Below are 14,126 nucleotides of genomic sequence, written 5' to 3'. Positions count from 1 at the left end.
ATTGTAAAAGTCACAAGTATGAGCCAAGCGACGACAAGTGAAACGGTCAATCAACTGTTTAAAGAATTGTCGGCTGCCATTCACTCCGTTGCAGAAAATGCGGAACAAGCTGCGGAACTTGCGTCTCGCACTACGAACGCTGCGGAGGAAGGCCAGGAGATCGTCCATTCGTCTATCAATGGCATGAACGCTGTCAAAGAACACATGGGCCGGTTGAATGCAGATTCCGATCGCGTTGGTGAAATTGTCGAGGTGATTGACGACATCGCTGATCAAACGAATCTCCTTGCACTGAATGCTGCCATTGAAGCGGCTCGGGCAGGCGACCAAGGCCGCGGATTTGCAGTGGTAGCAGATGAAGTCCGCAAACTGGCCGAGCGAACGAGTGAGGCGACGAAACAAATTGCGGCCATCATCAAGACGATGCAAGACAACGCGAAGGCCAGTGCAAATGCTGTGAACGAGGGCGTCGAGTTATCGAACCGAAGTGGCGAGTCGTTTACAACCATCGTCCAAATTGTCAGTGAATCTGCTCAGAAAGTCGCTGAAATTGCTGCGGCAAGTGAAGAACAAGCGGCACAGTCGACGGAAGTTCTCACGTCGATTGAAACCATTGCGGCCGCCGCGCAAGAGTCAGCAGCCAGCTGCGAAGAAACGGCTTCATCTTCCCAATCGATGGCCCAATTAGCCGAACAGTTAAACGGATCAGTCGCCATATTCAAGTTGAGCTAAACGCCGTGTTGGGAGGCCATCATCATCATGAGCTGGGAACAGTTTGTTGAAGTTCTGGTAGGGCGTGAACGGTACGCCCTGCCTATACTGGAAGTCCACGAAATCATTCGTATGCAGGAGATCACGGAGTTGCCAAACAGCTCGCAAGACGTCATCGGGGTGACCAACTTGCGCGGCCAAATCATCCCCGTGGTCAGTGTTCGACAGCGCTTTAGGATGCCCGACATCGAACCCACCAAGTCGACTCGGATTGTTGTTGTCAACCACGAACAGGGTGCGGTGGGCATGATCGTGGATGGTGTAAGTCAAGTTGTGACGTTTGATGACATTCAGTCTGCACCGGAGAGTGGACGTGGCGACAACGTCCAATTTCTACGCGGAATGGCGCGGAACGGTGAGACGTTGGTCAGTATTTTGAACTTGGGGTTACTGCTCCAGGAATCATTCAGTTAGGGGTCTTCTTCATGGATATGTCCGAGTTCGTGGGTGTCTTCCTTGAAGAACTGGACGAACAGTTGGTTGTAATGGAACAGCAAATCCTGTTGCTTGAAGAGCGTGGCGGCGATGAGACAGTGCAAAATCTGTTTCGCGTTGTTTTCGGGGTGCGCGCTCGTACGTGCTCGTGGGTGACATATCTCGCCTCGGGGATGTCGTTCAAATCACTCCCCCTCTCACGGAAATAGAGCAGTTGAATGACAGTCAGGTGTTCGGGTTTCAGGTGGTTCTGGTCACCGACGGGGATTTGCAATGGATGAAGCAATCGCTGTCGGATCTGGAGGGTGACGGTATTCGGATAACATTGGCGCCGGTCGCTCAGCCGCAGCATCCTGCCGCGATCGAATCTCGCTCTGAGAGTGGCCCTGCGGCTACAGCAGATCACGTTGCTCAGCCAAAAGCGATGCCAAGTTCCCCGGCCTCGGCGAATCGTAAGACTCAGTCTGTTCGTGTGGACGTAGAACGATTAGAAAACCTCATGAATTTGGTGGGTGAACTGGTGATCGAACAGGCTCGCATTCATCAGGTGGGGAACTTACTTGGTCGTGAACTGAATAATAACGACTCACGTTCGCACGCTTGGCGACATTGCACGACACGTTTCCTGGGTGGTTTCCGAATTACAAGAGAACGTCATGACAGCCCGTATGCTGCCCATGGAGTCGCTGTTTGATCGATTTCCCCGCATTGTTCGGGATTTGGCGAAAGCTTTGGACAAGGAAGTTGAGTTGACCATTGAGGGTCGGGAAACACGATTGGATCGAACGGTCATTGAGGAAATCAGCGACCCACTGATTCACCTTGTCCGCAACGCAGTCGACCACGGGTTGGAAGCAACTGCAGAGCGGGAGCGAAAGGGCAAGGATCGCAAAGGCAAGGTCCGCCTAACAGCTGCACACGAGGAGAATAAAGTAGTCATTACGGTCGAGGACGATGGTGCCGGGATCGATGCGCAGAAGATAAGGGACTCTGCTGTCAACAAGGGGATCGTCTCCCGGGCCGAAACGGATAAGATGTCCGATCTCGAAGCGATATACTTAATTTTTCGCCCAGGGTTTTCGACAGCGTCTGTGGTGAGCGACATCTCCGGTCGCGGCGTCAGAATGGACATCGTTCGCAATCATATTGAGAAGTTGAACGGCATGATTGACATTCAAACCGAACTGGGAAGAGGGACGATGTTCCGAATTAAGCTACCCATGACGCTGGCTATCATCCCCGGGCTGTTAGTGGGCGTGGGTGGTGACACGTTCGTCATCCCGATGACCAATGTTGCTGAAATCGTTCGGGTAAATCCAGACTCGATTCAATATGCGAACGGAACGCCAAGTGTTTTACTGCGTGGTCAAGTGATCCCACTCACGTACTTACGTGATAAATTTAACCGTCCTGTCGTCGAATCGAATAAAAAGTACCTTCCTGTCGTGGTTGTCGGTACAGCCGAGAGACGAAGTGCATTGGTCGTAGATGAGTTGCTCGGCAATCAAGAAATCGTGAAAAAGTCTTTAGGCGCGAACGTCGCCTTGCCGGATGGCATTTCGGGTGTCACCATTCTCGGTGACGGTCGAGTTGGCCTGATCATAGACGTGTCCGGGATTTAAAAGATGCGGGCGAGTAGTAGAGAGGCGGGTTAAGAGAGGGCATGTCTGTGGGATTAGATAGTTCGGCTGACTTTGATTTGTTTATACAGAAGCTAAAAGTGAAGACCGGGCTCAACTTAGAGCTGTACAAAAGACCACAAATGGAGCGGCGATTGAACAGCCTACGTATCAACAAGGGCTTTCGATCATTCGCCGAGTTCTACAATGCGCTCTGTCAAACGTCAGGGTTGTTTCTGGAACTCATCGATAAACTGACCATAAACGTGACGGAATTCTATCGAAATGCCGAAAGATGGGATGTACTTTCGAGCAAAGTTCTACCCGAGCTCCTTGCCCGCACGAGCAGACTAAAGGTGTGGAGTGCCGCTTGTTCCACCGGTGAGGAACCATACACGTTGGCGCTCACGCTCGGTCGGTTTCTAAACCTGACGGATATTTCCATTTGCGCCACAGACTTGGATCAAGTGGTTCTTGAAAAGGCGAGACGTGGGCGATATACGCAGGAGTCTGTCAAGGCAGTTCCACGTGATCGTTTAGATACGTATTTCCGGTTGGAACAAGGCCAGTATGTTGTGCGTGAGGAACTCAAGAAGTGTATCAAGTTCTATCAGCACAACTTGTTGGCTGACAAGTATGAATCCGGTTATGACTTGATTACGTGCAGAAATGTCATGATTTATTTCACCGAAGAAGCAAAAGAGCAGATATTTATCAAGTTTCATGAGGCTCTGAAGCCAGGCGGGTATTTGTTCGTCGGTGCTGCAGAGCAAATCATGTCTCCATCAAAGTACGGATTCGTCAGTACGGACACATTTTTTTATAAGAAATTGTAAGCGATGCCGAGGAGCCAACACTGTGAAAATTCGAGTGCTCGTTGTAGACGACTCTTTGTTCATGCGAACGTTTATCACTAGAATGCTGCAAGAGGATCAGGACATCGAGATCGTTGGGACGGCTGCGAATGGGGTCCAAGCGGTTGAACTTGTCAAACAGCTTCGTCCACAGGTTGTCACAATGGACATTGAAATGCCTGTCATGAATGGCCTTGATGCCCTGAAACGCATTATGGACGAGTGTCCAACCAGTGTGATTATGCTCAGCACACTGACCGCCGAAGGTGCGGACTTGACCGTCCAGGCATTGCAATGCGGGGCAATTGATTTTCTCAAGAAGCCGGCAAACGTACCGACCAAGATGCTTGACGTAAAAGAGAAACTCCTCGCGAAAATCAAAATGGCTGCCCACTCGAACGTACAGCGATCGAATCCGGTTACGCGACGTAATATACCTATGCAGTCCGCTAAGTCGTTTGCAGAAGCACCTGTGCCTGCACTTCCCATACCATCGAATGCCGCGAAGCTACAGCACATCGTGGCTATTGGTACGTCCACAGGGGGCCCGCGTGCACTGGAAGCGGTTCTTCCTCTGTTCCCTCGAGATTTTCCGCACCCCATTGTGGTAGTTCAACATATGCCTGCTACGTTTACCAGGTCATTGGCTACAAGGATGAACATGATTTCCAACATTCACGTGACAGAGGCAGCCGACGGCGATTCGCTCCTTCCAGGCACAGCCTACATCGCTCCAGGTGGACTGCACATGGAAGTTGCACGCCATTTTCACAACTATCGAGTTCACCTCCACCAGGGACCAAAACGGAACGAACACCGGCCATCCGTCGATGTGCTGTTTGAGTCCCTCGTACCCCTGAATACGCTGACCAAACACGTGGTACTGATGACTGGTATGGGGAGTGACGGGGCAATTGGCATGCAACTCCTAAAGCAGACAGGCACTGCAACGACCATTGCGGAGGCACAGTCGACCTGCGTCGTATTTGGCATGCCGCGAGCCGCCATAGAGCGAAACTGCGTGGACTACGTGCTGCCATTGCAGAACATTGCCGACAAAATCATGGCGACATGTTAGTTGCCTAGGTGCGATTGGGCGAGCGAGGATCGCAAATCATCCAACACACGAGGTACGCCTTCCACATCCCACACGGGCACAATCCACGGGGGACACTGGACAAGCATCATTCATTGTAAATCGTCACATAGGGTGAACAGATTTACAGTCTAGCAGGCAGTCACGAGTATGATGATTGCATAATATGTTAATACAATACAAAAGGCTCTTCGCTGGTTGAGATGGGTTGAACAAGTCAATCATGGAGGTATAAAAACCCATTGGCAAACCAGAGTTAGGGTCAATGCCTCCTTGTTGTCGGCTTGACATGACTTGTAGGATGCCAAGTTGGGCATCCGTCAAGAGCTTTCGCGGCATATCCTCCCTTTGGTCGGTATTCCACGCTCTCTTGACGTAACAGGAGGTTATCCAAATGTCCGATCCCGTTCTTGACTTGTTCAATCACTCTATTGGCGTTCAATCTCCCTGGCATGTTACTTCGGTTGAATTCAGCAAAGAGAATAAACGTCTTGACATCACGGTCGACTACAAAGATGGAACCAAGTTCCCATGCCCAAATTGCGGCAGTCAGAACACGGACATCTACGACCGCGACACTCGCTCATGGAGGCACCTCAATCACTTTGAGCACGACACATACATTCACGCCAAAGTGCCTCGAATCTGGTGCCATGATTGCTCGAAGGACAAGGGGGTGTACGGACCATCGAAGTGCCCTGGGCACGCAAACGCGGGCATTTCTCATACGGCTTCGAGGCATTCATCCTTCAACTGGTTCGCGAGATGCCCGTTCTGGCAGTTGCACGTCTAGTCGGGGAACATGATACCCGTATCTGGCGTATCGTTCGCCACTATGTGAATCAGGCTCGCGAATCACAAGACTTCTCAGATGTTCACCACATTGCGGTTGACGAAACCTCTACAGCTCGCGGTCATCACTACGTGACCGTTGTTGCAGATACAGAGCAAAGACGGGTAATCTTCGTCACGCATGGCAAAGACATGAGTACCCTTACGCGATTCGTCGATGATTTCACGCGACATGGCGGCGACCCAGATGAAATCGAAACTGTCTGCTCCGACATGTCTCCAGCATTTATTGCTGGTGTTCACAAATACTTTCCTGACGCTTCACTCACATTTGACAAGTTCCATGTTACGAAAGTAATCGGTGAAGCGGTGGACAAAGTACGCCGTGAAGAACAACGCACACAGCCCATGCTCAAACAATCCAGGTACATTTGGCTGAAGAATGAGCACAATTTGACAAGCAAGCAAAAAGAGCGATTACAGGAGCTTCGGCACTTAAATCTCAAGACGGCAAAGGCATACCAGATGATGCTGACATTCAAAGAGCTTTGGATACAGCCAAAGTCCCTTGCCAAGCCGTTTCTGGACAAGTGGTACTTCTGGGCCACGCATTCGCGGCTCAAACCAATGATTGACGCCGCTAAAACCATTCGCCGCCACCAAACTGGCATACTGTCTTGGTTTGATAGCAGAGTGAATAATGCCCTGATTGAAAGTATGAACAGTCTCATCCAAGCCATGAAACGAAGAGCGAAGGGTTATCGCAACGTCGAGAACTATATCTCTATGATTTACCTGTTGCTAGGCAAGTTGTCCTTCGCTTTACCCACCTAAAACAGCGAGGAGGCATACAAAAAATTAAAATATAATACTTTTATTTCAATTCTATTACAAAAAAATCATGTTCATTTTACAATTGCACGATAATCTTGCTCTCGAGCATATCTTGCTTACCATTTTAGCCCTTGGGAGGCTGACCTTGAGTATGGATCGTAAGTATTCCAAATTGGTAGCTGGATTCGCAGCATTGGCAACGTCCGTTTCCGTGTTCGGTTTGACTGGACCCACGGCATTTGCTGCAACGAGTATTTCAGAGAGCGGATCTTCTTTGATGTACCCCTTATTTACACAACAGTGGATTACAGCTTATAAGAAGGTTGCCCCAAGTGTTAGCATCAACGCTGCCTCGACCGGTTCAGGTACAGGTATTGCGCAGGCGATTGCAGGTACCATCAACATCGGCGCATCAGATGCTTACCTTGCACCTGCACAACAGAAGCAGAACCCAACCATGGTGAATATTCCGGTTGCCGTGTCCGCGCAGCAAGTGATGTATAACATTCCTGGTCTATCGCAATCGACACATCTGAAGTTGACGGGTGATGTCCTGGCACAAATCTACCAGGGTCAAATTAAACTGTGGGACGATGCGAAAATTGCATCGTTGAACAAAGGAGTAAAACTGCCGCACAAACAAATCGTGACCATTCGCCGATCCGACAGCAGTGGTGACACCTTCCTGTTCACCCAATTCCTTTCTGACACGAACAGCAGTTGGGCAAATAACGTAGCTTACGGAACAACTGTTTCCTGGCCCGCTCTTCAAGGTTCACTTGGGGCAAAGGGCAATAGCGGTATCGTGACAGCGTTGGCACAAAACCCATACTCCATCTCGTATGTCGGCATCAGTTGGTTGAACAACGCACTTGCGACTAAAAAGATTGGGTATGCTGCATTGAAAAATCGCTCTGGTAACTATGAACTTCCAACCAACGCAACGATTTCCGCGGCTGCGAACGCAATGGCAAAGAGTACACCGAAAAACGAGAGCGTTTCTCTCGTCTACGCACCAGGAAGCACCGCGTACCCAATTGCAAACTACGAATATGCAATCGTCAATACAAAGCAAGCAAACAGCACGACGGCCTCCGCCGTGAAAAACTTCTTGAATTGGGCAGTGAGTTCGTCGGGCGGAAACAGTACGAAATACTTGGCACCAGTTCACTTCCTCCCACTTCCGTCGACGGTTGTGTCGCTCAGTAAAGCACAGATCAGCAAGATTCACTAAGCCATTTTTCTGATTTAGAGCGAAATCCAGAATGACACCACCCCCGACGGATCAACTGTTGAGGGTGGTGTTTGTTTGGTCACTATCAGTTCCCGTATCGAATTGTTAAATGCGTATCTAACGTTTGATGTGGTTCCACGTGGACAAGTCCCTCACCTGTATTCATCGCATACGTCCGTGCCATCCATGGTTCAACACAGACAAAGTCTTTGCCTTGTACAGACCAGATCTGGACATTCGTGAACACATCGCCGTACTCTAAAACGATTTTTTTGTCATAACCCGGTGGTTGAAAACCAATTCGACGAACTTTAGTGTCCATCAGTGCGACGGATTCAACCAATGGGGCGAGATCGATATGTCCTTCGTATGGCTTCTCCACCATGTCATTGTAGTCGAGATACGACGTGGCATCTGTTTCATACGCCAGATCTTTCTCGGTCGTCGGAAAGTAAGGATGGAAGCCCGCGTACATCGGCATCGTCGTTTCGCCGCTATTGGTGTACTTTTGATTCATGATGAGTTGGTTATCCATCAGCACATATTCAAACTCAAGTTCAAAGTCAAATGGATATACTGCCTTTGTCTCACCGTCACTCTGCAAACGCAAGGTAACCGATGCTTTGTCCTCGTCTGCGACCGTATCAATGACTTGCCACGGCTTATTCCGGGCGAATCCGTGATTTTTCAGACGGTAAGACACGCCTTCAATTTCATAGTGACCGTCGAGCAGTTGCCCGCACACGGGGAATAAGATTGGATTTCCGCCACGAATATTCGCACTTTCATCGTAGAACGTCGTTTTGTCTAAATAGAGCAAGTCTTTCCCCTCGACGCCAAAGCTTGTAACAATTCCCCCACGATGAGGGCAAATATGTACCCATGAATTGTTTGCTTCGTTCTTCAGTTCCACCATCTTGAACTTGTCGACAAATTCTCTAACGATGTACATTGTATTTCTCCTTTGATAGTTGTAGGGAAGGTCTTTCATCGAGACAGAATGAGCACTGTTAAGTATAATCCTTTCACTGCTGACATAACCAATAGGTGCCCCACGATAGGTGGTCCAAGGATGGCCAATGAAATGCAATATCAAGTGGGTACGTAGGAGTAGACAAAAAGGGGGGCCGCTACAAGTTGTAGCGGCCTAAGCTTATTTTAAAGGGGGTCAAAATGTGATGCATGGAAACGGCCTTGCTTCCTGAAACCGATTATAAGACCCGAACGTTGAATTTCTATTGAATTATGGTGAAGTTCACGTGTGAATTTGGAATTGTTGTTGCCATGCTCTTTACAATGGCACTCCAATCGGCAGCTCCGTTAGCCGCTAGTCCGCCGTCCGCGGTTGCTTGTCCGTGCCGTGATCGTGTACAGAATCAGCCCGATCACGAGGGCAACCAATGCGGCCAACAACTGCTGTGGCGTCTCCTGTGCAAGCAGCCAAATACAGAGGATTGCAGCCACTGCGGGAATGGCGATGCCAAATGGCAGTTTAAATGGCCTTTCAGCGCCCTTGGACTTGTACCGTAGGATGACAACCGAGACACAGACGGCCAAGTACTCGTAAAGACGTGCGGCGACGTTTAGGAGAATCAATGTTGTAAACGTGCCCGTCGTGGCAAAAATCATGACAAGGATACCCGTTGTCCAAATGGCAACCACGGGTGTTTGGTATTTGTCGTACACCTTTCCGAGGACGCCTGGCAACAGTCGATCACGAGAGAGTGCGTACAATTGCCGCGGGGAAGACAATGCAACTCCACTTTGCGTACCGATAATGGACAGAACTGCACCCACGGTCATCACGGTCAAGCCGCCGGCGAACATGAAACTTCCTGCTGCCGCCAGAGGCGCTTTTGCGGTGGCGATGCCAGGGTCAAGTCGCGTGGCAGCGAGCTGAATGAGCATGTAGAAAAGCGTGACCCCAATCAGTGTTCCAATGACCGCTGTGGAGATCGTTTTACGTGGATTGACCATTTCGCCTGCGGGGATAGTTGCCATTTCAAACCCGCCGTAGGCAAATATTAGCACTAAAACGGCTTGGCCAAAGTTCGACGATCCGCCGGCAAACCCGAGTGAATGCGTACCGCCGGAGTGTATGAGCCCAACGATAATGAGTAGAAATAGGGGGATCAGTTTGACGACTGAAAAGAACAATACAGTGCCCGAGCCCTTCCGAACGCCATATGTATTCAGCAAACAAAGTAGCGCGATGACGACGATAATAACTAAATTCCGATAGGCCGCCACCGCAGGAAATAGCGATGATAAATAGCTCACCAGTCCGTTCGATAATGCGCCCCATCCGGCGACATATGTCAACCAGCCCATCCATCCCACCGTGAAAGCAACGGTTCGTCCCATTGCGGCTTCTGCATACACGTACGCGCCACCGGTTTGGCTGAACATACTGCTTGCTTCGGCAAATGCTAAGCCTATGAGAATAGCGATGATCCCGGCTACTAGATACGCCCACAAAGCGTTTGGTCCGGCCAGTTTGGCAATTTGACCAGGCAACAGGAATATTCCGCCCCCGACTACGCCGTTGATACCGATGAAAAGCACTTCTGGCGTTTTGAGTACTCGCTTTAGATTTTCTTCCATTGTCGACTCCCTTTATCTATCAATCCATGTAATTAGAACCGACCACTAGAATACAGTTGCCCTAAGTGGGTTTCAAATGAGGCAACATTCCTTCCTATTTTGACAAATGGACTGTTTTCCATACATGGTCGGGGAGTTGAAGATGTGGGAGGGTCTGGGGGCGTATCGTGATCGTCGGTAGTGTATGATTGGCTTGTGTGTAGAGCGCATATTTCATTGAGAGCCGCACGTAGCTGTGTCTATAATTGATTTGCCTGAAATCCTTCCAATATGTCTCCTCGCACGGCGCCGTTTCAGGACACGCTCTGCGAGGAGATTTGTATGTTAAAGTCCGCCATGGCCATCCCTCCACACACATGATTCCGGGCCGCAAGCCCCACCTTCGCCTACGGCCATGGTGACCACCCATGTCACCCTTCCCAGTGTTCGTTGTAAGCATATCAACCGTAGATAAAGAGGAGATTGAATCTCTGTGGAGACACTTTAATGATTTTGTGGAGACGAACTTCACAATTGACTCCCGTGTAGTCACTTTTTAAAAGAGGGAATTAGGGAATGGATGACCGGATCCGTTTTTACCCGGCCTTGCTACAGGGCCGTGGTCGTTATACCCTACCTACAAGGGATTGGAGCTGAACACGATATGGAAATGGTCCTTATATGCATCGACGGCATTCTTGTTGTTATTTTGGCCGCCGTGGCACTGATTTTTGGGAATCGGTTAATTGAAAAATATACAGAAAGTCAAGAAAAAAAGACCAAGGGCCAAACATCAACATATCGTATTGGCGGGACGAAATACGTCAAGATTGAGAAAGAAGAGGAGAAAGATCAAGATGAGCCCCTGCTATGACCGTAGGGGCGCTTCAGTCATCTAGGCCAACAGACTCAATATGGTGGAATTTCCCGTGGAAAGCCGTTTAGCGTGAAAAAGCCCATGCAGAGGAATCCGCATGGGCACGTGTCTCGATTACAGCTTATATACGTTCGCTGCTTGTGGGCCTTTTTGTCCTTCAACGACGTCGAATTCTACTTGTTGCCCTTCGTCTAGTGACTTGAAACCATTGCCTTGAATGGCGCTGAAATGTACGAATACATCGTCTCCGCCTTCAACAGAGATGAAACCAAAGCCTTTTTCAGCATTAAACCACTTAACTGTTCCTTGTTGCAAAAGAATTCCTCCTATAAAAACGCTCTTTAATTTACATAAACGCCGCCGTCTGACTGACGTGGTCAGGCAGGGAAAGAGGTTCATGTACACGTCCAATTATATGGTGTTGCACACGCAAAGACTGTCGAATCATGGCGTTTGTAGAAACAGACTCAACAGAAAAAACAGCCCACACAAGGTGGACTGCTAAAACAGGTTGAAAAGGTGTGCTATTTGCCAGTTGAGTTGCTCGTTGTGGGCGTACTTGACGTCGAACCCGTCGACCCTGCTGAACCTGTCGATCCGCCCGCTGAACCACTTGTGTTGGACGTTCCTCCTCCCGAACTACCGGTACCGGATGAGCCACCGGATGGTGGTGTCCCTGTGCCAGTCGATGTACTGCTGTTTGTCATTCCGCCTGAAGGTGTACCCGTGGAATTATCGCCAGTGGTTGGGGCAGTGTCATTCGTTGTTGTGCTCGAACTGTTGCCGACCGACTGCGTTGTCGCGTTAGCAGTATTAGTTGTATTTGTACTTGACGTCGTAGTGGTAGAGTTGGCCGCCGGTGTCGTCGAATTTGCGGTGCTGTTCGCGGTCGAAACCGTCCCACTTTGCGATGGGCTGTACGCGGCCTGATTAAATTGTTCCGGTGATATGCCCGCTTCTGCCAAGCGAACAATGTCGCCAAAGATCTTTGCAGCATTCGCCGACGGATCCAAAGGAGACATAGTCATATGATGTTCTGGGGACGAAATATCGTAACCGATATGAATCGATCCCACGATGTTCGGCGTATAACCGTCGAACCAAGCGTCTCGTATCCAGTTGGGGACGCCGCTGTTCAACCCAGCACTGTACTGAACGGTACCCGTCTTTCCCGCAACGCCCCACCCCGGAACTTGGGCGGCCGTACCGGTTCCGTAATTGACGACATCCTGCATGAGGCTCGTCATGACGGCTGCCGTATTCGGGCTCATGATCGTCGAAGATTGCGGCTGAAACTGATATATCGTTTGTCCGACTTGATTCACGACGTGATCGATAAGGTGTACTTTCATTTGTACACCGTTATTGTCGAACGCCTCGTATGCCTGGGCCATTTCCAACGGATTTACGCCATATTTCATACCCCCGATGGCCACACCCAGTTGCTCACGATCCTGCTGGGTCAACTGGATTCCATCTTTCATTGCGAAACTCGTACCAGTTTGGAGTCCAATTTGTTTCAAGAGCCAAACAGAAGCAACATTTTGTGACCACTGAAGCGCATACTGCAACGTAACCTTCGAGGGACCATTGACTCCTTCCCAGTTATGCGGGGTATAACCACCTCCGAAATCCTGTAGCTGATTGTCGAGAATGGATGTAGGACCCCAATTGCCGCTTTCAATTGCAGGCGCATACTCCATAATTGGCTTAATCGACGATCCCGGCGAGCTATTGCTATAAATACGGTCCATGCCAAACGGTGTGTAGCCTTGTTTGCGTGAGCCCGCTGCACCTCGGATGCCTCCCGTCTTGGGATCGACAAAGACGGCGGCTCCTTCGACGGGTCCAGGGAAGTCACTGTCATAATTTCCGCTCCAAAATACGTCGTCCACTGCTTGTTGGACATTTGGCTGGATCGTTGTATAGACTTTCAAACCGCCTTGAAGAAGTTGCTGAGCTGAAATTCCCTGTTTCGCTGCGTAGTCAAACAAGACATTCGTAAATAGAGGATGGGTATTCCAGGTCGAATCAGGCAGCGAATGATACTTCGCTCCGAGAGGCGCATTTTCGGCTTCGGCCGCTGTCTGTTCGCTAATATATCCGTATTTGGCCATGTTCTCTAGTACTTGGTTTCGCCTGCTCAGTGCTGCCTGCGGGTGCATGAGCGGATCGTATGCGGATGGCGCTTGAGGCAAACCGGCCAATAACGCGGCTTGGTCTAGTGTCATACTGTCTGGATGTTGTGCCAGGTTAATGCCGAAATAACGCATGGCAGCTTGTTGAACACCGACGGTATTTTCACCCAGAAAGACTTTATTCAGATACATCGTTAGGATCTCCTGTTTGGAGAAGTCCTGATCGATTTGAGCGCCCATTGCAATTTCTTTTAGTTTGTAAGAGAGAGTTTTATTGTCGTTTAGAAAAACAATTTTAGCTAACTGCTCTTCGATGGTGCTGGCACCCTGGCTGGCACTTCCCCTTAACAGGTCAACGACTACGGATCGACCAATGCTTCGAAAGTCGACACTGGACCCTGTCCAAAAGTTGTGATCTTCCGTCGCTACAATGGCGTTTTGTAGATTCTTCGGAATCTGGTCGGAACGTAAAGTAGTCTGCGGCGTGCCGACCTTTTCGTACACGTTTCCCGAGTTGTCATATACCACAGTTGGCTGTGGTGTAGCGGTCAGCTTGGCTATCGAAATTGGTGCCATTCTGATCAGTGCGAAGAAAGAAACTGCACCAAGCGCGACACCGATAAGAAAGAGAAGCACGATTGTCCACACCAACGCCCGCAGTCTACGTCGTTTAGGTTTTGGCTGCGACTTTTTCGTGTTTGTACTCTTCAACCCATATTTCCCCCTAGCGATATAGCCTGGACATGGTCGTTAGCAAATATATGAGTTTCCTATTCCACTCATTCCGAGCGTAACCCAGAATGCGTCTGTTCGCAGAAACCCATACCTATCATTATATCGATGTAATCTACCGTAGACGTGGAAATATTGTTGTTATGTGTTGAAGTAACTCT

14 protein-coding genes and 1 pseudogene are annotated in these 14,126 nt (G+C 49.6%); 10 read left to right on the top strand and 5 right to left on the bottom strand.

Annotated features, from left to right (window positions below):
- The first annotated feature begins 18 nt into the window (after positions 1-18).
- Genes NZD86_RS20050 through NZD86_RS20020 form a run of 7 tightly spaced genes read left to right on the top strand, consistent with a single transcriptional unit; the run spans position 19 to position 4,757 of the window.
- Entirely contained in the window at positions 19-732 is a 714-nt protein-coding gene (locus tag NZD86_RS20050) for a methyl-accepting chemotaxis protein (RefSeq protein ID WP_326492606.1), read from the top strand.
- 27 nt (positions 733-759) lie between these two features.
- On the top strand, positions 760-1,185 hold the full coding sequence (locus NZD86_RS20045) for a chemotaxis protein CheW (RefSeq protein ID WP_268043826.1): 426 nt from the start codon (positions 760-762) through the stop codon (positions 1,183-1,185).
- 11 nt (positions 1,186-1,196) lie between these two features.
- Positions 1,197-1,415 (top strand): hypothetical protein, encoded by a 219-nt coding sequence (locus NZD86_RS20040; RefSeq protein ID WP_268043825.1) that lies wholly within the window; start codon positions 1,197-1,199, stop codon positions 1,413-1,415.
- Complete coding sequence (locus NZD86_RS20035; protein WP_326492605.1) at positions 1,349-1,900, top strand: phospholipase D-like domain-containing protein; 552 nt, start codon at positions 1,349-1,351, stop codon at positions 1,898-1,900. Before NZD86_RS20040 ends, NZD86_RS20035 begins: the two co-directional genes overlap by 67 nt.
- On the top strand, positions 1,875-2,828 hold the full coding sequence (locus NZD86_RS20030; RefSeq protein WP_268043823.1) for a chemotaxis protein CheA: 954 nt from the start codon (positions 1,875-1,877) through the stop codon (positions 2,826-2,828). The genes NZD86_RS20035 and NZD86_RS20030 overlap by 26 nt, the downstream gene beginning before the upstream one ends.
- A 47-nt stretch (positions 2,829-2,875) precedes the next feature.
- Positions 2,876-3,661, top strand: a complete 786-nt coding sequence (locus tag NZD86_RS20025; RefSeq protein ID WP_268043822.1) for a CheR family methyltransferase — start codon at positions 2,876-2,878, stop codon at positions 3,659-3,661.
- A 22-nt stretch (positions 3,662-3,683) separates the two neighbouring features.
- Entirely contained in the window at positions 3,684-4,757 is a 1,074-nt protein-coding gene (locus tag NZD86_RS20020) for a protein-glutamate methylesterase/protein-glutamine glutaminase (RefSeq protein WP_268043820.1), read from the top strand.
- Positions 4,758-4,880: 123 nt separating this feature from the next.
- Here NZD86_RS20020 and NZD86_RS20015 read toward each other — a convergent pair whose 3' ends face one another.
- Positions 4,881-5,114 carry a hypothetical protein gene (locus NZD86_RS20015; protein ID WP_268043818.1) on the bottom strand — a complete coding sequence of 78 codons (234 nt, stop codon included), beginning with the start codon at positions 5,112-5,114 and terminating at the stop codon, positions 4,881-4,883.
- A gap of 55 nt (positions 5,115-5,169) precedes the next feature.
- Here NZD86_RS20015 and NZD86_RS20010 point away from each other — a divergent pair.
- Both NZD86_RS20010 and pstS read left to right on the top strand, forming a co-directional pair.
- Positions 5,170-6,401: pseudogene (locus tag NZD86_RS20010) on the top strand (ISL3 family transposase).
- 151 nt (positions 6,402-6,552) lie between these two features.
- Positions 6,553-7,635 (top strand): phosphate ABC transporter substrate-binding protein PstS, encoded by a 1,083-nt coding sequence (gene pstS / locus NZD86_RS20005; protein ID WP_268046972.1) that lies wholly within the window; start codon positions 6,553-6,555, stop codon positions 7,633-7,635.
- Between the two features lie 85 nt (positions 7,636-7,720).
- On the opposite strand, the gene NZD86_RS20000 is transcribed toward pstS, so the two are convergent.
- Both NZD86_RS20000 and NZD86_RS19995 read right to left on the bottom strand, forming a co-directional pair.
- Complete coding sequence (locus NZD86_RS20000) at positions 7,721-8,587, bottom strand: aldose epimerase family protein (RefSeq protein WP_268043817.1); 867 nt, start codon at positions 8,585-8,587, stop codon at positions 7,721-7,723.
- A gap of 368 nt (positions 8,588-8,955) precedes the next feature.
- Positions 8,956-10,239, bottom strand: coding sequence for an APC family permease (locus NZD86_RS19995; protein ID WP_268043816.1), 1,284 nt, complete (start codon positions 10,237-10,239; stop codon positions 8,956-8,958).
- A gap of 559 nt (positions 10,240-10,798) precedes the next feature.
- On the opposite strand from NZD86_RS19995, the gene NZD86_RS19990 reads away from it, so the two are divergent.
- Positions 10,799-11,092 (top strand): hypothetical protein, encoded by a 294-nt coding sequence (locus NZD86_RS19990; RefSeq protein WP_268043814.1) that lies wholly within the window; start codon positions 10,799-10,801, stop codon positions 11,090-11,092.
- A 117-nt stretch (positions 11,093-11,209) separates the two neighbouring features.
- Here the strand turns inward: NZD86_RS19990 and NZD86_RS19985 are convergent, their stop codons facing one another.
- Entirely contained in the window at positions 11,210-11,410 is a 201-nt protein-coding gene (locus NZD86_RS19985; protein ID WP_268043813.1) for a cold-shock protein, read from the bottom strand.
- Between the two features lie 209 nt (positions 11,411-11,619).
- Complete coding sequence (locus tag NZD86_RS19980; protein ID WP_268043812.1) at positions 11,620-13,944, bottom strand: transglycosylase domain-containing protein; 2,325 nt, start codon at positions 13,942-13,944, stop codon at positions 11,620-11,622.
- Positions 13,945-14,126: the final 182 nt, after the last annotated feature.

Source organism: Alicyclobacillus dauci, from assembly GCF_026651605.1.
GTDB classification, from domain to species: domain Bacteria; phylum Bacillota; class Bacilli; order Alicyclobacillales; family Alicyclobacillaceae; genus Alicyclobacillus; species Alicyclobacillus dauci.
The sequence above is the reverse complement of the archived record's forward strand: the minus strand, read 5'-3'. Positions and strand labels throughout refer to the sequence as shown.

Excerpts from the sequence above, each read along its gene's own strand:
- pstS (WP_268046972.1), top strand. The coding sequence starts at position 6,553 with ATGGATCGTAAGTATTCCAAATTGGTAGCTGGATTCGCAGCATTGGCA.
- NZD86_RS20015 (WP_268043818.1), bottom strand. The coding sequence starts at position 5,114 with ATGCCGCGAAAGCTCTTGACGGATGCCCAACTTGGCATCCTACAAGTC.
- NZD86_RS20040 (WP_268043825.1), top strand. The coding sequence starts at position 1,197 with ATGGATATGTCCGAGTTCGTGGGTGTCTTCCTTGAAGAACTGGACGAA.
- NZD86_RS20030 (WP_268043823.1), top strand. The coding sequence starts at position 1,875 with ATGCTGCCCATGGAGTCGCTGTTTGATCGATTTCCCCGCATTGTTCGG.
- NZD86_RS19990 (WP_268043814.1), top strand. The coding sequence starts at position 10,799 with ATGACCGGATCCGTTTTTACCCGGCCTTGCTACAGGGCCGTGGTCGTT.
- NZD86_RS20045 (WP_268043826.1), top strand. The coding sequence starts at position 760 with ATGAGCTGGGAACAGTTTGTTGAAGTTCTGGTAGGGCGTGAACGGTAC.
- NZD86_RS20000 (WP_268043817.1), bottom strand. The coding sequence starts at position 8,587 with ATGTACATCGTTAGAGAATTTGTCGACAAGTTCAAGATGGTGGAACTG.
- NZD86_RS20050 (WP_326492606.1), top strand. The coding sequence starts at position 19 with ATGAGCCAAGCGACGACAAGTGAAACGGTCAATCAACTGTTTAAAGAA.
- NZD86_RS19995 (WP_268043816.1), bottom strand. The coding sequence starts at position 10,239 with ATGGAAGAAAATCTAAAGCGAGTACTCAAAACGCCAGAAGTGCTTTTC.